Origin of the sequence: Hypericibacter terrae (assembly GCF_008728855.1) — a bacterium.
Classification (GTDB): domain Bacteria; phylum Pseudomonadota; class Alphaproteobacteria; order Dongiales; family Dongiaceae; genus Hypericibacter; species Hypericibacter terrae.
Window position 1 is genome coordinate 5,282,371 of the sequence record NZ_CP042906.1, and the last position, 22,167, is coordinate 5,304,537.

Here is a 22,167-nt window from a genome sequence, read left to right on the forward strand (position 1 = left end):
GAGGAGGTAGGGGAGGGGTGGACGGCTCAGGGGCCGATGCCGCGCTTCTGCGCCTGGAGGCTGAGATAGAGCCAGGCCACGGTGGCGCCGGCCAGTGCCGTGATCTCGGCGACGTCATAGGGCGGCGAGACTTCGACGATATCCATGCCGATGAAATCCACCGGCGCCAGGCGCATGAGGATCGCACGAACTTCGAGCGTGGTGAGGCCGCCGATCTCGGGCGTGCCGGTGCCGGGCGCCTGGCTCGGATCGATGCCGTCGATGTCGAAGGTCAGATAGCTCTTGCCCTTGCCGGTCCGCTCGATGATCGCCTCGGCGACATGGGCAGGACCCATCTCATGGGCTTCTTCGGCGGAGATGATCCGCACGCCCTTGCCGATGGTCCAGTCATAGACATCGCGGCCGAGCGGCGAGCGGATGCCGATCTGGATCATGCGCGTGGGATCGACGATGCCCTCGTTGATCGCGTGAAAGAAGCAGGAGCCGTGGCCATAGGCCTGCCCGAACGTGTCGGGCCAAGTGTCGACATGCGCGTCGAAATGCACCAGCCCCAGCGGCCCGCCATGGCGCTTCGAGGCGGCCCGCAGCAGCGGCAGCGCGATGGCGTGGTCGCCGCCGAGCGCGATCAGGTGGCCGATCTTCGCCGCCTGCGCCTCGATCAGCGCCAGGCTCTTCTCGGTATCGCCGAGCGCGATATCGAAGTCGCCGATATCGGCGATGTCGAGCTTCTGCGGATTCTGCCAATTGCCGGTATTGGCCCCGTCGACCAGCATGCGGCTGATGGCGCGGATCGCCATCGGGCCGAAGCGCGCGCCGGCGCGATGCGAGGTGCCGATATCGAACGGAATCCCGGCGACCACATAGTCGGCGGTCGGGGACTCGTTGGCGACCCCGAGAAAACTCGGGCGCGTGGAGAAGGTCGGCTTCATCTCATTCGGGACCTGATGCGACACCGCCGGCCGTCCTGGCCCAGGGTGCCTCGATGACCGGCGGCCCCGTTTTCTAGCGGAAACGGGCACGCCGTCAAAGGCCTATTTGGCCCCATATTTACTGTGGTTCCTGAATATTTACGCAGTTTCTATGAGATAAAGACAGTGGGCGCAGGAATCCAGGCTAGAACAGGCTGAATCCCGAGGCCTCGCGGAAAGCGCCCCGCTCGATCAGCCCCTTCACCGCCTCGATGTCGGGCGCCATGGCCCGGTCCTGGTCCCAGAAGGCGGCCTTCTTCCGGATCGCGGCCATGACCGGCTCCAGCGTCGGGCTGGTCTTGAGCGGCCGGCGCAGCTCGACGCCCTGCGCTGCCGCCAGGAGCTCGATCGCGACGATCGCGGTCACATTGTCGGCGATGTCGTGGAGGCGGCGGGCGCCCCAGGTCGCCATGCTGACATGGTCCTCCTGGTTGGCCGAGGTCGGCAGGCTGTCGACCGAGGCCGGATGCGACAGTCCCTTGTTCTCGCTCGCCAGCGCCGCCGCGGTGACATGGGCGATCATGAAGCCCGAATTGAGGCCCGGTTCCGGCACCAGGAAGGCCGGCAGCCCGCTCATCCGCGAATCCGTCAGCAGCGCGATGCGCCGCTCCGCGATCGAGCCGATTTCCGAGAGTGCGATCGCCGCCGCGTCGGCCGCCATTGCCACCGGCTCGGCGTGGAAATTGCCGCCCGAGAGGATCTCGCCCTTGTCGGCGAAGACCAGCGGATTGTCGGAGACCGCATTCATCTCGCGCTCGACCACGCCGGCCGCGAAGCGAAGCATGTCGAGAGCGGCCCCCATCACCTGCGGCTGGCAGCGCAGGCTGTAGGGATCCTGCACCCGGTCGCAATCGATGTGCGACTGGCGGATCTCGCTGCTGGAAAGGATGGTGCGATAGAGCTTCGCCACCTCGATCTGGCCAAGCTGGCCGCGCACCGCCTGGATGCGCGGATCGAAGGGTACATCGCTGCCGGCCGCGGCATCGACACAGAGCGAGCCCGAGACCAGCGCCGCCTGGAACAGGCGCTCGGCGTCCAGCAAGGCGGCAGCGGCCAGCGCAGTCGACACCTGCGTGCCGTTCAGCAGCGCCAGCCCTTCCTTGGCCTCGAGCGCCAGGGGCTTCAACGCCAGCGCCGCGAGCGCCGCCTCGGCCGGCATGACCTCGCCGGCCAGCTTGATCTCGCCCTGACCGATCATCGCGGCCGTCATATGGGCCAGCGGCGCCAGATCGCCCGAGGCGCCGACCGAACCCTTGGCGGGAATGACCGGCAGCGCCTCCGCCCCATAGAGCGTGAGCAGCATCTCGATCGCCTCGCGTCGAACGCCCGAATGGCCGCGCGCAAGACCATTCGCCTTCAGCAGCAGGACCAGCCGCACCACCCGATCCGACAGCGCAGGACCTGTTCCCGCGGCGTGGCTCAGCACCAGCCGGCGCTGCAGCTCGGCCAGCTCCGCATCGGCGATGCGCGTGCGCGCCAGGCTGCCGAAGCCGGTGTTGACGCCATAGACGGTGCGATTCTCGCGGATGACGGCGCGCACGGTCTCGACCGAAGCGTCGATCGCCTGGTGCGCCGCCGGATCCAGCGCCACCGCGACGCCGCCCGCTTCCAAGCGCCGGAGATCGGCGAGGGTCAGATGGCCGGCGCGGAGCGTGAAGGTCGGGGGCATGAGGATTGATCCTGCGGATGACGGGCGGAAGGCCCTAGAGCCGGTTCGAGCGGGTTCGCCCCGAGTGATATCACCGCCCAGGGCGCCCGCCCATAGAACTGCGACAGGGTGTTGCGACAGACCGACATTGAGCCGTGCTAGGGTGCCGCCGCCCTCTAGGGGACGCGACGATTCACAGGCCTGTCGCCGACCCGCCATTTGATGTCGCCCCGGTAGGGGTGTTCCGACCCTTCTTGACTAGTCTCCTGGCCTGGAAAACTCTGCGGCTGCCGGTCCTTAAGCCACTTTCGGCCGGCCGCATCAAACGCACCCTTCGGGAGCATGAACATGGCCGACGACGAACTCGACCTTAGCTCGCTCAGCGACGACGAGCTGGTCCAGCAGATGCAGGACGACCTCTATGACGGTCTCAAGGAAGAGATCGAAGCGGGGGTCAACATCCTGCTCGGGCGCAAATGGACCCCTTACGACGTGCTGACCAAGGCCCTGGTCGAAGGCATGCGCATCGTCGGCGTCGATTTCCGCGACGGCATCCTGTTCGTGCCGGAAGTGCTCCTCGCCGCCAACGCGATGAAGGCCGGGATGTTCATCCTGCGCCCGCTGCTGGCGGAAACGGGTGCGCCCAAGATCGGCAAGATGATCATCGGCACGGTCAAGGGCGACATTCACGATATCGGCAAGAATCTGGTCGCCATGATGATGGAAGGCGCCGGCTTCGAGGTCATCAATCTCGGCATCAACAATCCGGTCGAGAATTATCTCAACGCGATCGAAGAGCATAAGCCCGACATCATCGGCATGTCGGCGCTGCTCACCACGACCATGCCCTACATGAAGGTCGTGATCGACGCGCTGATCGAGAAGGGCATCCGCAACGACTATGTCGTGCTGGTCGGCGGCGCGCCGCTGAACGAAGCCTTCGCCAATTCGATCGGCGCCGACGCCTATTGCCGCGACGCGGCCGTGGCCGTCGAGACCGCCAAGGCCTTCATGGCCAAGCGCCAGGGCTCGGCCTTCGCCGCCAAGCGCGCCTAACGAACCGTCGACTGAGGCTTGAATGAAAACGCGGCCCCGAAACGGGCCGCGTTTTTGTTTGGGCTGAGATACCTTCTTCAAAGTCTTTCCTCTCCCCCTTGGGGAGAGGATAAAGGTGAGGGGGTTCTCGATAACGGACGCGATGTTGCAAACACCATCGCCCCTTTCTGCACCAGCCCCTCGCCCAGCTCTGGGTAAGTCTCCGCTCCGACTAACCCTGCGCGTCCCTCACCCGCGCGGGCTTCGCCCACATACCTTTTTTGGCTTGCCGGCGTAGCCGGCCCGGGGGGCGAGGAAAGCACTCACGCCCTTTCGCTCCCGCGCTCGTCGCGCGGCGTCTTGCCGAACTGCTCGCGATAGCATTTCGAGAAATGCGAGGCGGAGACGAAGCCCGCCGCCAGCGCCACGTCGAGCACCGACATGTCGGTCTGAAGCAGCAGGAGGCGCGCATGCTTGAGGCGCAGGTCGAGGTAATAGCGCGTCGGCGTGCGGCCCAGATATTTCCGGAACAGACGCTCGAGCTGGCGGCCGGAGAGCTTCACCCCGCGCGCGAGCTCGGCGCAGGAGACCGGCTCCTCCAGCGTTTCCTCCATGCGCTTGACCACGGCGAGGAGCTTGGGATGGCGCACGCCGAGGCGCGCGGGCAGCGCCATGCGCTGGCGGTCATGGCGGTCGCGAATGCGGTCATGGAGGAACTGCTCGGAGACCGCGGTCGCAAGCTCGGGCCCATGCTGCCGGCCGATCAGCTGCAGCATCAGATCGAGCCCGGCGATGCCGCCCGAGCAGGTGAAGCGGTCGCGATCGATCTCGAACAGCTCCGAGGTCACCTCGAGCTCGGGAAAGGCTTCGGTGAAACCCGAGAGATTTTCCCAATGAAGCGTGCAGCGGTAACCGTCGAGCAGGCCGGCGCGCGCCAGCACATAGGGCCCGAGCGAGATCGCGCCGATCTCGATCGGCCGGCGCGCCATGCGGCGCAGCCAGGCGAAGACGGCACGGTCCTCATAAAGATGCGCGTCGATCCCCGCACAGACCACCAGCGCGTCCAGCGCCGGCGCTTGCTCGATCCCGGCCTCGGGCACCACCGGAATGCCGTTCGAGGCCAGCACCGGCGCCCCATCCTTGCTGAGGATGTGCCAGCTATAGAGCGCGCGGCCGGAGAGGCGATTGGCGCTGCGCAAGGGCTCGAGCGCCGAAGCGAAACTCAGCATCGCGAATTGCGGCACCAGGAAGAATCCCACCCGCTCCGGCAGGCTCGCAGGCTTGCGATGAAACATGGAGACGGATTCCCCGGTCGGCGGACGGGGGTGAGACGCGAAATGAGCCCGGACGCCTATGTCGGAAAATTATAAAGGATGTCGGATTTTGGACAAGAGCCTAACCAGGGACACTCAAGGTGGCGGCAGGACCGTGATCTCGCCCACCATGCGCTGCTTCTCATGATAGATGCAGAAATAGCGATAGACGCCGGGCGTCGGGAACCGGAACAGGATGATATCGCCCGCTTTCACTTTGCCCGAATTGAAGGGGGCTACACCGTCCGGGCGCCGCGCATCCTGGGTGTAGAGCGCAAGCGCGGGATCGTTAGTGACCGAGTGGGGTACGAGCGAGATATTCCGCCATTCGACGGTCTGGCCGGCATAGATCGTCAGCGTCGAGGGCTTGTAGTTGTGGAAGCTCATATCGATGACGGCGTCGGCTTGCGAATCCGGCCGGCCGTGGGCGGGACCGAACAAGCCGCAACTGCTCGGTCCGCCCAACAGGCAGATTGCGGCCAGAACTGCCGACAGCGCCAATCGTCTCACCATTCGTGCCGCTCTCCTAGCCGGCGCTTCCCTGAGGCCGCAAATTTGGCCATGAGATTACCTTGGCGAGCCTCGATCCGCCCATAGCATCCTTGCGTCTCTGATCGATGGTCGCGGGCGTCCGGTGGCGGTGGGATGCCCGCGCCGGCCCGATTCCGCTAAACTGGCTTCCTCTCTTGGCGAAAGCTCCAAAACTGATGCTGAAAACCTTCGATCCCTTGGCCGCCCTGCCCGATCTGATCGCCGCCCTCCGGCAGGATGGTGCCGTTATCCTGCGCAATCAGGTCGCGCACGACCTGGCCGACGAGGTCGCGGCCGAGCTCCGGCCGCATTTCGATCGCATCGGCAAGGCGGCCCAAAGCGACTTCAACGGCTACAAGACCTTGCGCATCTCCAGCATCCTGAAGCGATCCCGCCGCTCGGCCGATCTCATCGGCCATGCGCGGATTCTCGAGATCGCCGACGCCATTCTGCTGCCCCATTGTATCAACTACCGCATCGGCAGCTGCACCGGCATCGAGATCTGGCCGGGCGAAGCGCCGCAGCGGCTGCATCGCGACGACGGCATCTATCCGATCCGCATGCCCGGCGTCGAATGGCAGGTCAGCGTGAATTGGGCGCTCGACGAGTTCACCCTCGAGAATGGCGGCACGCATGTGATCCCGGGCAGCCACAACTGGAAAGAGCCGCGCCTGCCGCTGGAATCGGACAGCGTGCAGGCGGTGATGCCGAAGGGGTCCGCCCTGGTCTATCTGGGCTCGGTCTGGCATGGCGGCGGCGCCAACCGGACCAACAAGGCACGCATGGGGCTGGTCAACACCTACAGCCTCGGCTGGCTGCGGCAGGAGGAGAACCATTATCTGTCGATCCCGCGCGAGGTGGCCGATTCCTATCCCGAGAAGATCCGGCGGCTGATGGGTTACCAGGGTCATGGCCGCCTGCTGGGATGGTATCCGCATAATCCCGACGGCTACTGAGCCCTCGCCCGCGATGCGAATCCTGATCGGTGCCGTTGGCCGCTGGAAGGCAGGACCGACGCGCGATCTCTACGAGGACTATCGCCAACGCCTGACCTGGCCGGTCGAGCTCAAGGAGGTCGAGGAGAAACGCGCTCTGCCGGACGCGCAGCTCAGGGCCCGCGAGGCCGAGCTCCTGCTGGCGACCTTGCCTCGCGACCGCGCGGGGCTGGTCCTGGTGGCGCTCGACGAGAACGGCCAGAATCTGGGCAGCGAACCTTTCGCGCGGCGGATCGGCAAATGGCGCGACGAAGGACGGAACCGGATCGCCTTCCTGATCGGGGGCGCCGCCGGCCACGGCGGCGCTGTGCTCGAGGCCGCGCAGTTCAAGCTGGCGCTCGGCGCCATGACCTGGCCCCATCTCATGGTGCGGGGCATGCTGATGGAGCAGCTTTACCGGGCCCAGCAGATCCTTGCCGGCCACCCCTATCACCGGCCCTAAAAACTCCGTAATTTGCTGGCTCGATCGCGCCTTCAGGGGTACACCCACAGGGGATTGCCGATGGCCGTGAACCCGGATCTGGACACCGCGCCGCGCCGGCGGAGCCCCTGGCATGCGGCGCGCTGGCTGGGGATCGGCCTGGCGCTGCTGCTGGCCGGCTGCCTGGTCGATTCCAAGAACCCGATCGCGCCGCCCGGCCCCGACGGCATCGACCCCGAAATCCTGGGCACCTGGGGCGCCACCGGCGACGACGGCCCGATCTTCGTCCATGTGTTTCAACCCAAGGACGGCGTGCCGGGCGGGGTTGAAGTGATCGCGGTCGGCTTCGAGAAGGACAAGAGCGGCTCGGTCGACCGCTACTGCGGCCATCTCAGCCGGGTCCAGAAGCATCATTTCATCAACCTGGTGGGTCCGGTCGAGGACTGCGCCAAGATCGCGGGGCAACCCTATTTCTTCGTCGCCTACGACATCTCGCTCGACGGCGTGCTGACGGTGAATCTGATGCGCGAGGAAACGGTCAAAAAGGCGATCGAGAGCGGAAAACTGGCGGGCGAAAAGGATGCCACCGGCGCGGCGACGGCCCATATAACGGCAGAGTCCGATGCGATCCGCGCCTTTCTCCTGGGCGACACGGGAGATCTGTGGGATCGGACCCTGACCCTGCGCCGGGTCAAGGCGCCCGGGCAGTGAGAGGCGCAATGCCGACGTTCGAGAAGGACAGATTTCTCCAGCAATGACCGACAACGCCCGCGCCAAGCCCGCCCGTCCGCGCCCCGTGCTGCTTTGCATCCTGGATGGCTGGGGACACCGGCCCGATCCGGCCCAGCCGGACAATGCGATCTGGCAGGCCAACACGCCCAACCTCGATCGTCTCGCCAAGATCTCGCCGATCTCCTTTCTCGACGCCTCGGAGAGCGCGGTCGGGCTGCCGCTGGGCCAGATGGGCAATTCCGAAGTCGGCCATATGAATATCGGCGGCGGGCGCGTCGTCATGCAGGACCTGCCGCGCATCGACCAGGCCGTGAGCGACGGCTCGCTCGCCAAGAATCAGGTGCTGCTCGAATTCGCGGGGAAACTCAAGAAAAGCGGCGGCGTCTGCCATCTCATGGGGCTGGTGTCGCCCGGCGGCGTGCACAGCCACCAGGCCCATATCGCAGCGCTCGCCAACATCGTCGCCGGCCAGGGCGTCAAGGTCGCGATCCACGCTTTTCTCGACGGGCGCGACACGCCGCCCTCGAGTGCCCGCGCCTATCTCGCCGAATTCCAGAAATCGCTGAAAAGCGGTGCCGCCATCGCCACCGCCACAATCGGCGGCCGCTTCTATGCGATGGACCGGGACAAGCGGTGGGACCGCATCGAGAAGGCCTATGACGCGATGGTCGCGGCGCAGGGCGAGCATGCAGGCAGTGCCGACGCGGCGGTGGCGCAGAGCTATGAGCGCAAGGCGACCGACGAGTTCGTGCTGCCGACCGTGATCGGCGACTATGCCGGCATGAAGGATGGCGACGGCGTGCTGATGGGCAATTTCCGCGCCGATCGGGCGCGCGAGATCCTGCATGCGTTGCTGGACCCCGCCTTCGACGGTTTCGCGCGCCGCCGGCGCGTGAGTTTCGCCGCCGCTGCCGGCCTGGTCGAATATTCGGATGCGCTCAACAAGCTGCTGCCGGCCTTGTTCCCGGCCCAGACCGTGAGCAACAGCATCGGCGAGCTGGTCTCCAAGGCCAGCATGACGCAGCTGCGCATCGCCGAGACCGAGAAATACGCGCATGTGACGTTTTTCTTCAATGGCGGCGAGGAGACGGTATTCCCGGGCGAGGACCGCATCCTGGTGCCGTCGCCCAAGGTCCAGACCTACGACCTCCAGCCCGAGATGTCGGCCTATGAAGTGACCGACAAGCTGGTCGCGGCGATCGACAGCGGCAAATATGATTTCATCGTGGTCAATTACGCCAACACCGACATGGTCGGTCATACCGGCAAGCTCGACGCCGCGATCAAGGCGGTCGAGGCGGTCGATCGCTGCATCGGCCGGCTCACGGACGCGTTGACGCGCAGCGGCGGCACGATGTTGATCACGGCCGATCACGGCAACGCCGAGGTGATGTTCGACGAGACGACCGGCCAGCCGCACACCGCCCACACGCTCAACCGCGTGCCGGCGATGCTGGTGAACGGACCGGCCGATGCCACGGCGCTGGCCGATGGCCGGCTTGCGGATGTGGCGCCCACCCTGCTTCAGGTGATGGGGCTCACGCCGCCGGCCGAGATGACCGGCCGCTCGCTCATTCGTCACGCCCAGCCGCAGGCGGCGGTCCGGGCCGGCACGGAGCGGCGCGTCGGCGAGTGACGAGATCCGGCTTCCCGCGTTGGCCCCTGGTTCTCCTGCTGACGGTCTTGACGGCGGCACCGGCCTGCCCGGGCCGGGCCCAGGAAACCGAGGCGCAGGATCAGGACCAGTTGAAGCAGGTCGAGCAGCAGCTCCAGCGCGACCGCGACCGCATCGAGGCCCTGCAGGCGCAGCAGACCAAGATCGCCGGGGAGATCGCGGCCCTCCAGGACCGGATGGTCGCCGCCGCCAGGCGCGCCCAGGATCTCGAGACCGGTCTCGACGAGATCGCGGGGACGCTGGCCACCCTGGAGGAAAGTCTCGACACCAAGGAAGCCGAGCTGGCGGGACGGCGCAAACAGATGGATGCCAGCCTTGCCGCGCTGGGCTGGCTCGCCTTGCAGCCGCCGGCCGCTCTCCTGATCGGCGCGGATCGGCCGCTCGACCGGCTGCGGGGGGCCTTGCTGCTGGGAAGCGCCCTTCCGGCGCTCAAGACCCGGATGAGCGACCTGCGCAGCTCATTGGCCGAGCTCGGCCGGCTGAAGCAGGAGATCGCCCAGCGCAAGACGGCGCTGGAGGACGAAAGCGCCAGTCTCGCCGATGAAAACCGCGACATCGCCAAGATGGTCGCCGCGCGCCAGGCGCTCGCCACCAAGACCGGGGCCGAGCAGGCCGCCGCCAGCAAGCGTGTGGAAAAGCTGGCGGGAGAGGCCAAGGACCTGCGCGATCTGCTGGCCCGGCTGGCGACCCTCACGCCCCCCGCCAAGCCCGACGTCGCTGCGGGTGCCGGCGCCACCCCGTCGCCCGGCGAGACCCAGCTGGCGGCGCTGCCCGGTCCGGCCAGCCGGCGCCCCTTCCCCGACCCGCCCAGCGCCATCGCCCTTCCGGCGGCGGGGACGGTCCTGGCGGGCTTCGGCGATACCCTCGAAACCGGCGGCAAGAGCCAGGGTGTTACATTTCGGACACGAAGCGAGGCCCAGGTGGTGGCCCCTTTCGATGGCCAGGTGGTTTTTAAGGGGCCGTTTCGAGGTTATGGCGCAATCTTGATCATAGAACATGCGGGCGGATACCATAGTCTGCTCGCCGGCCTGGGCCGAATCGACGTCACCCTCGGTCAATGGGTCAAGGAAGGCGAACCAGTCGGTCAGATGGGTCCCGTCGCAAGCGGCGGCCCGAAACTCTATGTGGAGCTGCGGCGTGGTGGACAACCGATCGACCCCGCGCCGTGGCTGGGCATCCGCGACAACTAGATGGATAAAACCCGTATGACACGCACCCTGCGCATGGCAGCGGCAGCGGCAATCGCCGTCTGTCTCTACACGGTTCCCGCTGGCTCGGACGACACATCCGAGACTTATCGCCAGCTCAATCTCTTCGGCGACGTGTTCGAGCGGGTGCGCTCCTCTTACGTTGAGGAGGTCAGCGACAAGGCACTCGTCGAGGCGGCGATCAACGGCATGTTGAGCTCCCTCGATCCCCATTCGAGCTATATGGACCCGCAAAGCTTCGAGGATATGCAGGTCCAGACCAAGGGCGAGTTCGGCGGCCTCGGCATCGAGGTCACGATGGAGAACGGCGTGGTGCGCGTCGTCTCCCCGATCGACGACACCCCCGCCTTCAAGGCCGGGCTGCAGCCGGGCGACTTCATCGTCGCGATCGACGGCGAGCCGGTCATGGGCCTGTCGCTGTCGCAGGCGGTCGACAAGATGCGCGGGCCGGTGGACTCGCCGATCAAGCTGACGATCCAGCGCGGCCAGGGCGATCCCTTCGACGTCACGCTCAAGCGCGCGGTCATCAAGATCCAGTCCGTGCGTTCGCGTCTCGAAGGCACGATCGGCTATGTCCGCATCACCAGCTTCAGCGAGCAGACCGATGTCGGCCTCAAGGCCGCGATCGACAAGCTCAAGCAGCAGGCCAACGGCAAGCTGCAGGGCCTGGTGCTCGACCTGCGCAACAATCCGGGCGGGTTGCTCGATCAGGCGATCGCCGTATCGGACGACTTCATCGACCAGGGCGAGATCGTCTCGACCCGCGGTCGCGATCCCAAGGCGGCGCAGCGGTTCAACGCCACGCCGGGCGACATCACCAACGGCTTGCCGATGGTGGTGCTGATCAACAGCGGCTCGGCCTCGGCCTCGGAGATCGTGGCCGGTGCGCTGCAGGATCATCGCCGCGCGATCATCATGGGCACCACCTCCTTCGGCAAGGGATCGGTCCAGACCATCATCCCGCTGCCGGGCCATGGGGCGATCCGCCTGACCACGGCGCGCTACTACACGCCGTCGGGCCGCTCGATCCAGGGCACCGGCATCTCGCCCGACATCGAGGTGAAGCAGGCCAAGCTCGAGGTCATTGCCGATCAGCCGGAGCATCACGAGTCCGAGCTGCGCGGCGCCTTGAACAATGACGGGTTGAAGCCCGACCAGGGCCAGAACCAGAATCAGAACCAGGACCAGAATCAGACGCCGCCGGCCGGCGGCGGCAGCTCGTCCGGTTCGACGCCGGCAGCACCCGCGACCACGACGACGCCGGGGACGGCCCCGGCTCAGACGCCACCGCCCACGCCGGAGCTTGGCGACGCCGCCCAGGATTATCAGCTGGGCCGCGCGCTCGATCTTCTGCGCGGGCTGGCGCTGATCCAGGCGCAGAAGGCCAACTGAGGCGGTCCTTCATGACGACAGCGAAGCGCGCGATCCTTCGAACATCGCGCCTTCGCTGCGTCATGGTCTCGAGCGGGTCGGCAAGACGGTGGTGACGCCAACGCCAGACAGGAACAGCAAACCCCGGCCGCGAAGGGCCGGGCGTTTCCTCGTTCTGCTGGCCGGCCTGATTCTGCTCGGAGCGGCGGGCGGCGCCGTCTGGCTCCAGCAGACCCACAAGCTCCAGGATCTCACCGAGCAACCGCCCGCGATCGCGGTTCAGATTCCCGACGAGGCCGCGAAGCCGGCCGAAACCGCCACGACGGAGCCAGCGCCCGCCGTCGCCGACACGGGCGACGGCACCAGCGTCCCCACGGCGCCGGCGCCGGCCACGACCGAGACCATGGCGACCCCCGAGCCGCCGCCCTCGGCCGCCACGACCGAGACGACGGTGAGCCCGGAACCCCCGCCGCCGCCCTCATCCGCGACAACCGAAACGACGGCGAGCGCCGAGCCTCCCCCGGCGCCCTCGATCGCCTCGACCGAAACGACGGTGAGTCCGGAGCCCCCGCCGCCGCCCTCGACCGCGGCGATCGAAACGACGGGGGCAACGGAGAGCAGCATCGCCGCGCCCTCAGGGACGGCCGAGGCTCCCGCGACAACGACCGCCGTTCCTCCGCCGGCCCCCTCGACGGCCGAGATGACCGGTGCGGCGGAGGCCCCCGCCACGACCGAGACGCCGGCCGCTTCGACCGCGACCGCCGAGCCAGCCCTGCCGACCACCGCCGAGGCGATGGTGCCGCCGCCAACGCCGGTCGCCGAATCCGAACCCGCTGCGGAAACCGCCCTGCTCGCCCCGGCGATCCCGCTCCCGCGGCTGAAACCGCCACCGCCCGCCGCAGCGGCCCCGAGCTTGGCGGCCACGGCCGAGTCCACCGCGGCGGCGGCGACGGCAGAAGCGACCCCACCCACAGCCGCCACCGCGTCGCCGGGAGCCTCGCTCGGCTCGGCCGCGACCGCCTCGGCGGTCACCGCGCCCGCGGCGACCGAGACCACGCAGACCGCCAGCGCCGCGGCACCGGCCGCCAGCAATGGCGGCGAGCCGCCCTGGAAGCGGAATTCGCGCCCCTTCCCGGTGGACGATCCGCGCCCGCGCGTGTCTCTGGTGATCAGCGGGCTCGGGCTCACCGCCACCCAGACGCAGGCGGCGATCGATCAGCTGCCGCCCGAGATCACGCTCGGATTCAGCCCCTATTCCGGCGATCTGGAGGATTGGATCGCCAAGGCGCGGGCGGCTGGCCATGAGGTGCTGATCGAGCTGCCGATGGAGCCGCTGAACTACCCGGCCGACGATCCGGGACCGCAGGCCCTGCTTGCCAGCCTGTCGCCGGCGGAGAATCTGAAGCGCCTCGACTGGGTGCTGGCCCGCAGCAATCAGATGATCGGGCTGGTCGCCAATATGGGTTCGCGCTTCCAGGCGAATGCGCGGCTGATCCGGCCGATCCTGACGCGCCTCGCGGAGAAGGGTTACCTCTATGTCGACAACCGCTCCGGTCCCACCAGCGTCATCAGCGAGGTCGCGGCCAGCGTCGATCTCCCCTGGACCTACAACACCCGCTTCATCGATGCCGAGGCGACCCGCGTCTCGATCGACGGACGACTGCAGCAGCTCGAGCGCACCGCGCGCGAAAAAGGCTTTGCCCTGGGCCTGGCCCAGGGCTATCCGGTGACGATCGAGCGGGTCGCGGCCTGGGCCAAGAGCCTCGAGGTCAAGGGGCTGGCGCTGGCGCCGGCTTCGGCCCTGGCCAAGACCGGTGCGCAATAGGCCATGGTCATGGATTCCGAGAACGACAATACGCGTCCCGGCGAATCCGTCGCGACACTGCCCTACCGTCCCGGCGTCGGGATCATGCTGCTGAACGACGAAGGCTCGGTCTTCGTCGCGCAGCGCATCGACATGCCGAGCGATGCCTGGCAAATGCCGCAGGGCGGGATCGACAAAGGCGAGACGCCGCTCGAGGCCGCCTGGCGCGAAATGCTGGAAGAGATCGGCACCAACCGCGCCGAGCTCCTGGCGGAGAGCCGCGACTGGCTCACCTACGATCTGCCGCGCGACCTGGCGACGCGGCTGTGGCGCGGGCGGTTTCGCGGTCAGCGCCAGAAATGGTTTGCCTTCCACTTCACCGGAACCGATCGCGACATCGACATCACGAGCCACGATCATCCGGAATTTTCCAACTGGCGATGGGCGCCGATGATCGACCTGCCGGCGCTGATCGTTCCCTTCAAGCGCCAGCTCTATCAGCAGCTGGTCGACGAGTTCCGTCCTTTGATCGCGTCCGCCATCGGTTGATCGGCGGGCTCGATCGCGCGGGCTTTCATTTCGGCATACATCTTTCGAGAGCAGAAACATTGGTCGACGGACCAATGAACATGGCGCCGGCGCGTCCGTCTTAACGCTGGCAGGACCGCCGCCATCGGGCCGCGCAACGATTCTGGCGGGTTCCGGCGGTTGCCGTCACCGGCAGCGCCGTCATCATGGTTTCTGCAACCGGCGCGCGATGGCCCGCGGTCGCTTTCGCATTAACCAACCCCCACGGAATTGACGGTGAATCGGCTCAAACTTTTGATGGGGTTCAAATTCGCACATCAAGGCGCTAGGGTCGCTTCATCGGGCGCCACCTCAATGAGGCGGTTCATCTCCTTGCGCGGGAGAGAAGCCCGGCACCATGAAGGTCTATAGGGGGCTCACGGCATGATGCCAGCGCATGTGGACACGCTCATCCTCGGTGGCGGCACCGCAGGATGCGCGCTTGCCGGACTCATCGCCGAACGATCGAGCGACAGCATCCTTCTTCTCGAGGCCGGGCCCGACTACGGCCCGTTGCGGGACGGACGCTGGCCGCGCGAGCTGCTCGATGCGCGCCGTCTCCCGGTTTCGCATGACTGGGGCTATGACAGCGGCCCGTTCCTGCCGGGCCGGCGCGTCGCCTATGAGCGCGCGCGCGTCATCGCCGGCTGTTCGGCGCATAACGGCTGCAGCGCCGTCTGGGGCACGCAGTGGGACTATGACGGCTGGGCCGACAGCGGCAATCCCGGCTGGAGCGCCGGCGAAGTACAGCCGCTGCTGCAGGCGATCGACCGCCGTCTGAAGGTCCGGCGCTATGCCGACAGCGAGATTCCGCCTTATCAGCGCGCCGTCTTCGAGGCGGCGCGCGCCGCCGGCTTCGCGGCCTCAGCCGACATGAACGATCTGACCGAGGACGAGGCCGTCGCCTACTGCCCGGTCAACAACCAGCGCGGCATCCGCTGGAACACCGCCTTCGCCTATCTCGACGCGGCGCGCGGCCGGCGGGGCCTGACCATCCAGGGCGGCGCCTTGATCGTCCGCCTGCTGATCGAGCGCGGCCGCGTCGCCGGCGCCGAGGCGATCATCGATGGCGTCGCGACGATCGTGCGGGCGCGCCGGACCATCCTGACCGCCGGCGCCTATGGATCGCCCGCGATCCTGCTGCGCTCGGGCATCGGCGATCCGGACGCGCTCGAGCCCCTGGGCATCCCGGTCGAGCACGCGCTGCCGGGCGTGGGCCGCAATCTCCAGGATCATCCGGCGATCGCGGTCGCCTTTCCGGGCTCGCCGGCGCTCGAAGAGATCAGTGCCGCCTTCGAGCGGGGCAATTGGACGCCGGAGGAACTCGTTATCGTCAAGGCGCGCTCACGCCACGCGGCCGAGAGCTTCGACATCCATCTCTTCTCCGAGGGCGGTCGCGTGGCCGACGGATCGGATGCCTGGCGCTGGCAGATCTATGCGGCGGGCCTCCTGCCGCGCTCGCGCGGCGAGGTTCGCCTGGCCTCGCGGGACCCGGCAGCGTCACCGCTGATCGATCATCGCCATCTGAGCGACGCCGGGGGCGCCGATCTCGCGGTGCTGGCGGACGGCGTCGAGATCGTCGGCCGCATCGCCGCGCAGCCGAGCCTGAAGTCTCTGCTGGGGGCTCCGATCGCGGCTCCGATCGGCGGCGGTCGCCGGGAGCTCGAGGCCTGGATCCGTTCGCAGGTGGTGCATTACTGGCATCCGGTCGGAACCTGCGCCATGGGCGCCGATCCCAAGGCCGGGGCCGTGGTCGATGCGCGCGGCCGGCTGCACGGGCTGGCCGACGGCTATGTCGCCGACGCGTCGATCATGCCGAGGATCCCGCGGGCCAATACCAACATCCCGACGGTGCTGGTAGCCGAGCGGATCGCGAGCTGGTTGACCTGAAGAGGGAAGGGGCGGACCGGGGGCCCGAGGGGGCCCTGCCGATCCGCCCGGACTCGCGACCTCAGAAACCGGCGCGGACCAGGCGCTGGACGCGCCAGCCCATGAACCAGGCGGCCAGGCTGGTGAGTCTGCGGTTCAACCAGCCCTGCGGGGACAGCCCCGCCGCCTTCAGCACCATGGCGATCGCGCGCTCGATATGGTGGCGCTGGTAGAAGCCATAGGCACGCCGGGCGTAGTGATTGGCCCAGTGACGGCGGTCATAGGCGATGCTGGCATCGCCGTTGGCCGAGTAATAGGCATAGGCCAGCTCGTCGTCCTCGCTCTCGGTGATGCGGCTGAGCGCGACCAGAACGCGGCGCAGGCGGCCGATCTTCTCGGCTTCCACATAGCGGCGGAGATGGCTGTAGAAGAGCTTGTAGTGGCGCAGCTCGTCGGCCGCGATGTTGCGGCAGATCTCGCGCAACACCGGCTCCTTCGCCGCTTCCATCAGCGCCGTGTAGTAGGAACTGGTGCCGGTTTCGACGATGCAGCGCGCCACCAGCTCGCCGGCCCGCGAGCCGCGGATCGAATGCGTCGCGCTGACCGGAATCGAGAAGCCTTCCTTGAAGCGCGCGAAGCTCTTGTCGAAGTCGAAGCTGGGATCGGCCAAGGCCGCCCAGCGCGCGAGCACCGCGCCATGTTGCACTTCTTCGGCCGCCCAGCTGCGCGCAGCGCCCTGGAACGAATCGTCGTCATCGAAGACGTTGCAGAGATAGGCGGCGTAATCGCCGCCGTTATATTCGACGAGGCTCGCCGCCTTCACGATCCGCAACAATTCCGGATCCACCAGCGACGGATCGAACCGATCCCAGGGAATGTCGTCGAGCGTCCAGTGCTTCATGGCTTTTCCATCCAGCTTTGTCCGCGCGGCGCCGAATTAACGCTTCGGCAACGCTTATTTTGCGGGCGACGACGTCGTTCCGCAAGACCGATTGGAATCGACCTTAACCTTTTAACTCAAACGGTTATCAGGGGTTCCCTGGCACCCGCGGGAGCGCGGGGCCATGGGAATCAGTAGGGCGAACCCTCGGTCGCTGCTACCATTTTTGCCTCGGCCACCGCCACGGCCCGCTCGGCGGCCGCCCGGTCGGTGTCGGTCTTGGCGTCGGTCAGGTCGTCCCGGGCGTCCTTGAGTTCGCCCTCGATCCGGCCCCGGTCGAGCTCCGCCAACGGGATGGCCTGCTCGGCCAGGACCGTGCAGCGCTCGCCCGTGACTTCGGCGAAGCCCCCCGCCACGAAGATGCGGTCGGTCACCTGGCCGCCCTCGAAGACGGCGATCACGCCCGGACGCACGCTCGAAATGAGCGGGGCATGATCCGGCAACACGCCGAAATCGCCCTCGGTCCCCGGCACGACGACCATGTCGACCGCCTTGGAGATGAGAAGGCGCTCGGGCGACACCAGCTCGAACTGCGTCTTGTCCGCCATGAAGGCTCCGCCTCTGCTCCGCTATGCCTGGTCTGGTTCCAACCGCTGCCGGGGATCCGCCTCAGGCGGCCTCGGCCGCCATCTGGCGGCCCTTCTCGACCGCCTCTTCGATGGTGCCGACCATGTAGAAGGCGCTCTCGGGCAGGTCGTCATAGTCGCCCTTCACGATGCCCTTGAACCCCTTGATGGTGTCTTCGAGCTTCACGAACTTGCCGGGCGAACCGGTGAAGACTTCGGCGACGTGGAAGGGCTGCGACAGGAAGCGCTGGATCTTGCGGGCGCGCGCCACCGTCAGCTTGTCCTCTTCCGAGAGTTCGTCCATGCCCAGGATGGCGATGATGTCCTGCAGCGACTTGTAGCTCTGCAGCACGCGCTGCACCTCGCGGGCGACCGCATAGTGATCGTCGCCCACGACGCGCGGATCGAGAATGCGGCTGGTGGAGTCGAGCGGATCGACCGCCGGATAGATGCCGAGCTCGGCGATCTGGCGCGACAGCACGGTGGTCGCGTCCAGATGCGCGAAGCTGGTGGCCGGCGCCGGATCGGTCAAGTCGTCGGCGGGCACGTAAATCGCCTGCACCGAGGTGATCGAGCCCTTCTTGGTGGTGGTGATGCGCTCCTGCAAGGCGCCCATGTCGGTCGCAAGCGTCGGCTGATAGCCCACGGCCGAGGGGATGCGGCCCAGGAGCGCCGACACTTCGGAACCCGCCTGGGTAAAGCGGAAGATGTTGTCCACGAAGAAGAGGACGTCCTGGCCTTCCTCGTCGCGGAAATATTCGGCGACCGTCAGGCCGGAGAGGCCGACGCGGGCGCGAGCTCCCGGGGGCTCGTTCATCTGGCCATAGACCAGTGCCACCTTGGAACCGGGACCGTCGAGCTTGATGACGCCCGATTCGATCATCTCGTGATAGAGGTCGTTGCCCTCGCGGGTGCGCTCGCCGACGCCGGCGAACACCGACACGCCGCCATGCGCCTTCGCCACGTTGTTGATCAGCTCCATGATCAGCACGGTCTTGCCGACGCCGGCACCGCCGAACAGGCCGATCTTGCCGCCCTTGGCGTAAGGGGCCAGCAGATCCACGACCTTGATGCCGGTGACGAGCACCTGGGCTTCCGTGGACTGCTCCACGAAGGTCGGGGCCGGGCGATGGATCGGGTAGCGCGTCTTCGTCGTGACGGGCCCGCGCTCGTCGACCGAGTCGCCGATGACGTTCATGATGCGCCCGAGCGTCTCGGGGCCGACCGGGACCGAGATCGGGCCGCCCGTGTCCTGCGCTTCCTGGCCGCGCACGAGACCGTCCGTCGTGTCCATGGCGACGGTACGCACCGTGTTCTCGCCCAGATGCTGCGCCACCTCGAGCACCAGGTGGCGGCCCTGATTCTCGACCGTGAGCGCGTTCAGAATGGCGGGCAGATCGCCGTCGAAATGGACGTCGACCACGGCGCCCAGCACCTGCGTGACCTTGCCGACGAGATTCTTGGCCATGAATAGCTCCTTCTAGCGCGCCTGGTGGCGACGTTCGTCGATTAAAGCGCCTCGGCCCCGGAGATGATCTCGATCAGCTCCTTGGTGATGTAGGCTTGGCGGCTGCGGTTGTAGTTGATGGTCAGCTTGTTGATCATGTCGCCAGCATTGCGCGTGGCATTGTCCATCGCGGTCATGCGCGAGCCCTGCTCGGAGGCCGCGTTCTCCAGGAGCGCCCGGAACACCTGGACGCCCAGATTGCGCGGCAGCAGTTCCGCCAGGATCTCCTGCTCGTCCGGCTCGTATTCGTAGAAGACGTCGCTCGTCGGCGCCGCCGCCGTGCCGGCCCCGACGAAGGGGATCAGCTGCTGGGCGGTCAGGAACTGCGTCATCGCCGACTTGAACTTGTTGTAGAAGATGGTGCAGACGTCGAACTCGCCGGCCTCGTAGAGGGCGGTGATGCGGTGCGCGATCCGGTCGGCGTCCGCATAGCTCAGGCGCGGCCGGCCGACATCGTCGAAGCTCTCGATGATAAGCTTGCCGAAATCGCGCTTGAGCTGATCGCGGCCCTTGCGGCCGACGCAGATGATCTTGACGGTCTTGCCGGCGGTCAGGAGCTCGCGGATCATCTTGCGCGCGCCGCGCACGATGGTCGAATTGAAGCCGCCGCAAAGCCCGCGGTCGGAGGTCATGACCACGATCAGGTGGGTCTGGTCCTTGCCCGTGCCCACCAGCAGCGCCGGCGCCCCGTCGCGCCCCGCCATGGCCGTGGCGAGCGAGCCCAGCATCCGGTCCATGCGCTCGGCGTAGGGCCGCGCGGCCTCCGCCTGCTCCTGGGCACGACGCAGCTTCGCCGCCGCGACCATCTTCATGGCCGCCGTGATCTTCTGCGTGGATTTCACGCTGTTGATGCGGACCTTCAGGTCCTTGAGGCTCGGCATGTCCTGGTGGGCCCCGGCTGGTTCCGTTCGCGGGTCGAGTGGCGGATCAGGCGAACGTCTTGACGAACTGCTCGAAGAAGACCTTCAGCTTGTCCTCGGTCGCCTTGCTGATCTCGCGCTCGTTGCGGATCGCGTCGAGGATGTCCTTGTGCTTGGCGCGCACCTCGGACAGCAGGGTCTTCTCGAATCGGGTGATGTCCTCGACCTTGATCGTGTCCAGATAGCCGCGCACGCCGGCGAAGATCGACACCACCTGCTCCTCGACCGGCATCGGCTGGAACTGACCCTGCTTCAGGAGCTCGGTCAGGCGCGAGCCGCGCGCCAGCAGGCGCTGGGTCGAGGCGTCGAGGTCCGAGGCGAACTGGGCGAAGGCCGCCATCTCGCGATACTGCGCGAGCTCGAGCTTGATGCGGCCGGCGACCTGCTTCATCGCCTTGATCTGGGCGGCGGAGCCGACGCGGCTCACCGACAGGCCGACGTTGATGGCGGGGCGGATGCCTCGATAGAACAGCGTCGTCTCGAGGAAGATCTGACCGTCGGTGATCGAGATCACGTTGGTCGGAATATAGGCCGACACGTCGCCGGCCTGGGTTTCGATCACGGGCAGCGCCGTCAGCGAGCCGGCGCCGTTTTCGTCGTTCATCTTCGCGGCGCGCTCGAGCAGGCGGGAATGCAGATAGAACACGTCGCCCGGATAGGCCTCGCGTCCCGGCGGGCGGCGCAGCAGCAGCGACATCTGGCGGTAGGCGACGGCCTGCTTGGACAGGTCGTCATAGAAGATGACCGCATGCATGCCATTGTCGCGGAAGAACTCGCCCATCGTGCAGCCGGTATAGGGCGCCAGATACTGCAGCGGCGCGGGCTCCGACGCGGTGGCGGCCACCACGATCGAATATTCCAGCGCGCCGTTATCCTCGAGCGTCTTCACGATCTGCGCCACGGTCGAGCGCTTCTGGCCGATCGCGACATAGACGCAATAGAGCTTCTTGGATTCGTCGCCGCTGGCGTTGATGGTCTTCTGGTTCAGGATGGTGTCGATGATGACGGCGGTCTTGCCGGTCTGGCGGTCGCCGATGATCAGCTCGCGCTGGCCGCGGCCGACCGGCACCAGGCTGTCGATCGCCTTGAGGCCGGTCTGCATCGGCTCATGCACCGACTTTCTCGGGATGATGCCCGGCGCCTTCACTTCGACGCGCATGCGCTTGACGTCGGTCAGCGGGCCCTTGCCGTCGATCGGATTGCCGAGACCGTCGACCACGCGGCCCAGCAGGCCGCGGCCGACCGGCACGTCGACGATGGCGCCGGTGCGCTTCACCAGGTCGCCTTCCTTGATGTCGCGGTCGTCGCCGAAGATCACGACGCCGACATTGTCGGTTTCGAGGTTCAGCGCCAGGCCGCGGATGCCGCCCGGGAACTCCACCATTTCGCCGGCCTGGATCTTGTCGAGGCCGTGAACGCGGGCCACGCCGTCGCCGACCGAGAGCACCGTGCCGACTTCGGCGACGTCGGCATCATTGCCGAAGTTCTCGATCTGCTGCTTGAGGATCGCGGAAATCTCCGCGGCGCGGATCTCCATCACTCAACCCCTTTCATGGCGAGTTGCAGTCTTTGCAGTTTGGTTTTGAGCGAGCTGTCCACGAGACGGCTGCCGACCTTGACCACCAGGCCGCCGAGCAGGCTCGGATCGACCTTCAGGTCCACGGCAACCTTGCCGCCCGTGACGCGCTTCAAGGCCTCGGTGACGGCCTGGCGCTGGCGCTCGTCGAGCGGCTGCGCCGACACCACCTGGGCACTGGCCTCGCCGCGACGACGCGCGAGCTCGGCCAGATAGGCGTCGATGATCTCGGGAAGAACGAACAGGCGGCGATTCTGCGCCACCAGCCCGACGAAGCGGTGCATCAGCGCCGAGGCGCCGGCCTTGTCCAGCAGGGCTTGCATCGCGCGGCCCTGGTCGATGCGCGAGATCATGGGATTGCGGATGAGTTGGCGCAGATCGGCGCTCTCGGCCAGCATCGCCTTCAGCTCGCGCAGGTCCTTCGCGACCTCGTCGAGCTGCTTCTTCTCGTCGGCCAGTTCAAAGAGCGCGGCGGCGTAGCGCGCCGCCAGACCGCCTGAGCCAGTGCCTCCGGCTGCCAC

The 22,167-nt window shown here is 67.1% G+C and carries 21 protein-coding genes; 10 read left to right on the plus strand and 11 right to left on the minus strand.

The genetic code is table 11. The features are described from left to right. Positions 1–26 precede the first annotated feature (26 nt). Positions 27–953 carry an agmatinase gene (gene speB, locus FRZ44_RS24135; RefSeq protein WP_225308426.1) on the minus strand — a complete coding sequence of 309 codons (927 nt, stop codon included), beginning with the start codon at positions 951–953 and terminating at the stop codon, positions 27–29. A gap of 160 nt (positions 954–1,113) precedes the next feature. After that, positions 1,114–2,637, minus strand: coding sequence for a histidine ammonia-lyase (gene hutH, locus FRZ44_RS24140; protein WP_151179584.1), 1,524 nt, complete (start codon positions 2,635–2,637; stop codon positions 1,114–1,116). A 327-nt stretch (positions 2,638–2,964) separates the two neighbouring features. On the opposite strand from hutH, the gene FRZ44_RS24145 reads away from it, so the two are divergent. Further along, positions 2,965–3,672: a corrinoid protein gene (locus tag FRZ44_RS24145; protein ID WP_151179585.1), complete on the plus strand. Its 708-nt coding sequence runs from the start codon at positions 2,965–2,967 to the stop codon at positions 3,670–3,672. Positions 3,673–3,974: 302 nt separating this feature from the next. On the opposite strand, the gene FRZ44_RS24150 is transcribed toward FRZ44_RS24145, so the two are convergent. Together FRZ44_RS24150 and FRZ44_RS24155 are read right to left on the minus strand one after the other, a co-directional pair. Next, positions 3,975–4,946 (minus strand): GlxA family transcriptional regulator, encoded by a 972-nt coding sequence (locus FRZ44_RS24150; RefSeq protein ID WP_151179586.1) that lies wholly within the window; start codon positions 4,944–4,946, stop codon positions 3,975–3,977. Between the two features lie 114 nt (positions 4,947–5,060). Further along, positions 5,061–5,405: a cupredoxin domain-containing protein gene (locus tag FRZ44_RS24155; RefSeq protein ID WP_225308427.1), complete on the minus strand. Its 345-nt coding sequence runs from the start codon at positions 5,403–5,405 to the stop codon at positions 5,061–5,063. Between the two features lie 266 nt (positions 5,406–5,671). Here FRZ44_RS24155 and FRZ44_RS24160 point away from each other — a divergent pair, with 266 nt between their 5' ends. Genes FRZ44_RS24160 through FRZ44_RS24185 form a run of 6 tightly spaced genes read left to right on the plus strand, consistent with a single transcriptional unit; the run spans position 5,672 to position 11,918 of the window. Continuing rightward, a complete protein-coding gene (locus FRZ44_RS24160; RefSeq protein WP_151179588.1) occupies positions 5,672–6,451 on the plus strand; it encodes a phytanoyl-CoA dioxygenase family protein in 780 nt (259 codons plus the stop codon). A 13-nt stretch (positions 6,452–6,464) separates the two neighbouring features. Then, positions 6,465–6,932, plus strand: coding sequence for a 23S rRNA (pseudouridine(1915)-N(3))-methyltransferase RlmH (gene rlmH, locus FRZ44_RS24165; RefSeq protein WP_151179589.1), 468 nt, complete (start codon positions 6,465–6,467; stop codon positions 6,930–6,932). 60 nt (positions 6,933–6,992) lie between these two features. Further along, positions 6,993–7,622, plus strand: coding sequence for a hypothetical protein (locus FRZ44_RS24170; RefSeq protein ID WP_151179590.1), 630 nt, complete (start codon positions 6,993–6,995; stop codon positions 7,620–7,622). Positions 7,623–7,665: 43 nt separating this feature from the next. Then, entirely contained in the window at positions 7,666–9,279 is a 1,614-nt protein-coding gene (gene gpmI, locus FRZ44_RS24175) for a 2,3-bisphosphoglycerate-independent phosphoglycerate mutase (RefSeq protein WP_151179591.1), read from the plus strand. Then, positions 9,276–10,508, plus strand: coding sequence for a murein hydrolase activator EnvC family protein (locus FRZ44_RS24180; protein WP_151179592.1), 1,233 nt, complete (start codon positions 9,276–9,278; stop codon positions 10,506–10,508). Before gpmI ends, FRZ44_RS24180 begins: the two co-directional genes overlap by 4 nt. Positions 10,509–10,523: 15 nt before the next feature. After that, positions 10,524–11,918 (plus strand): S41 family peptidase, encoded by a 1,395-nt coding sequence (locus FRZ44_RS24185; protein ID WP_151179593.1) that lies wholly within the window; start codon positions 10,524–10,526, stop codon positions 11,916–11,918. A gap of 258 nt (positions 11,919–12,176) precedes the next feature. On the opposite strand, the gene FRZ44_RS24190 is transcribed toward FRZ44_RS24185, so the two are convergent. Beyond that, positions 12,177–12,521, minus strand: a complete 345-nt coding sequence (locus FRZ44_RS24190) for a hypothetical protein (protein WP_151179594.1) — start codon at positions 12,519–12,521, stop codon at positions 12,177–12,179. 76 nt (positions 12,522–12,597) lie between these two features. On the opposite strand from FRZ44_RS24190, the gene FRZ44_RS24195 reads away from it, so the two are divergent. The 3 genes from FRZ44_RS24195 (at position 12,598) to FRZ44_RS24205 (ending at position 16,158) form a co-directional block, all read left to right on the plus strand. Continuing rightward, the gene (locus tag FRZ44_RS24195; RefSeq protein ID WP_151179595.1) at positions 12,598–13,722 is read left to right on the plus strand and encodes a divergent polysaccharide deacetylase family protein; all 1,125 of its coding nucleotides are present in this window, start codon (positions 12,598–12,600) and stop codon (positions 13,720–13,722) included. A 9-nt stretch (positions 13,723–13,731) separates the two neighbouring features. Next, complete coding sequence (locus tag FRZ44_RS24200) at positions 13,732–14,250, plus strand: RNA pyrophosphohydrolase (protein WP_151180446.1); 519 nt, start codon at positions 13,732–13,734, stop codon at positions 14,248–14,250. A gap of 402 nt (positions 14,251–14,652) precedes the next feature. Next, a complete protein-coding gene (locus FRZ44_RS24205) occupies positions 14,653–16,158 on the plus strand; it encodes a GMC family oxidoreductase (protein WP_151179596.1) in 1,506 nt (501 codons plus the stop codon). A 61-nt stretch (positions 16,159–16,219) separates the two neighbouring features. Here FRZ44_RS24205 and FRZ44_RS24210 read toward each other — a convergent pair whose 3' ends face one another. From FRZ44_RS24210 to FRZ44_RS24235, 6 genes are all read right to left on the minus strand, one after another. Further along, a complete protein-coding gene (locus tag FRZ44_RS24210; protein ID WP_151179597.1) occupies positions 16,220–17,038 on the minus strand; it encodes an acyl-ACP desaturase in 819 nt (272 codons plus the stop codon). A gap of 170 nt (positions 17,039–17,208) precedes the next feature. Next, positions 17,209–17,625, minus strand: a complete 417-nt coding sequence (locus FRZ44_RS24215) for a F0F1 ATP synthase subunit epsilon (RefSeq protein WP_151179598.1) — start codon at positions 17,623–17,625, stop codon at positions 17,209–17,211. A gap of 61 nt (positions 17,626–17,686) precedes the next feature. Further along, positions 17,687–19,111 carry a F0F1 ATP synthase subunit beta gene (gene atpD, locus FRZ44_RS24220; RefSeq protein WP_151179599.1) on the minus strand — a complete coding sequence of 475 codons (1,425 nt, stop codon included), beginning with the start codon at positions 19,109–19,111 and terminating at the stop codon, positions 17,687–17,689. A gap of 41 nt (positions 19,112–19,152) precedes the next feature. Beyond that, a complete protein-coding gene (locus FRZ44_RS24225) occupies positions 19,153–20,031 on the minus strand; it encodes a F0F1 ATP synthase subunit gamma (protein WP_151179600.1) in 879 nt (292 codons plus the stop codon). Positions 20,032–20,077: 46 nt separating this feature from the next. Next, the gene (gene atpA, locus FRZ44_RS24230) at positions 20,078–21,607 is read right to left on the minus strand and encodes a F0F1 ATP synthase subunit alpha (RefSeq protein ID WP_151179601.1); all 1,530 of its coding nucleotides are present in this window, start codon (positions 21,605–21,607) and stop codon (positions 20,078–20,080) included. Further along, positions 21,607–22,167, minus strand: coding sequence for a F0F1 ATP synthase subunit delta (locus FRZ44_RS24235; RefSeq protein ID WP_151179602.1), 561 nt, complete (start codon positions 22,165–22,167; stop codon positions 21,607–21,609). Before FRZ44_RS24235 ends, atpA begins: the two co-directional genes overlap by 1 nt.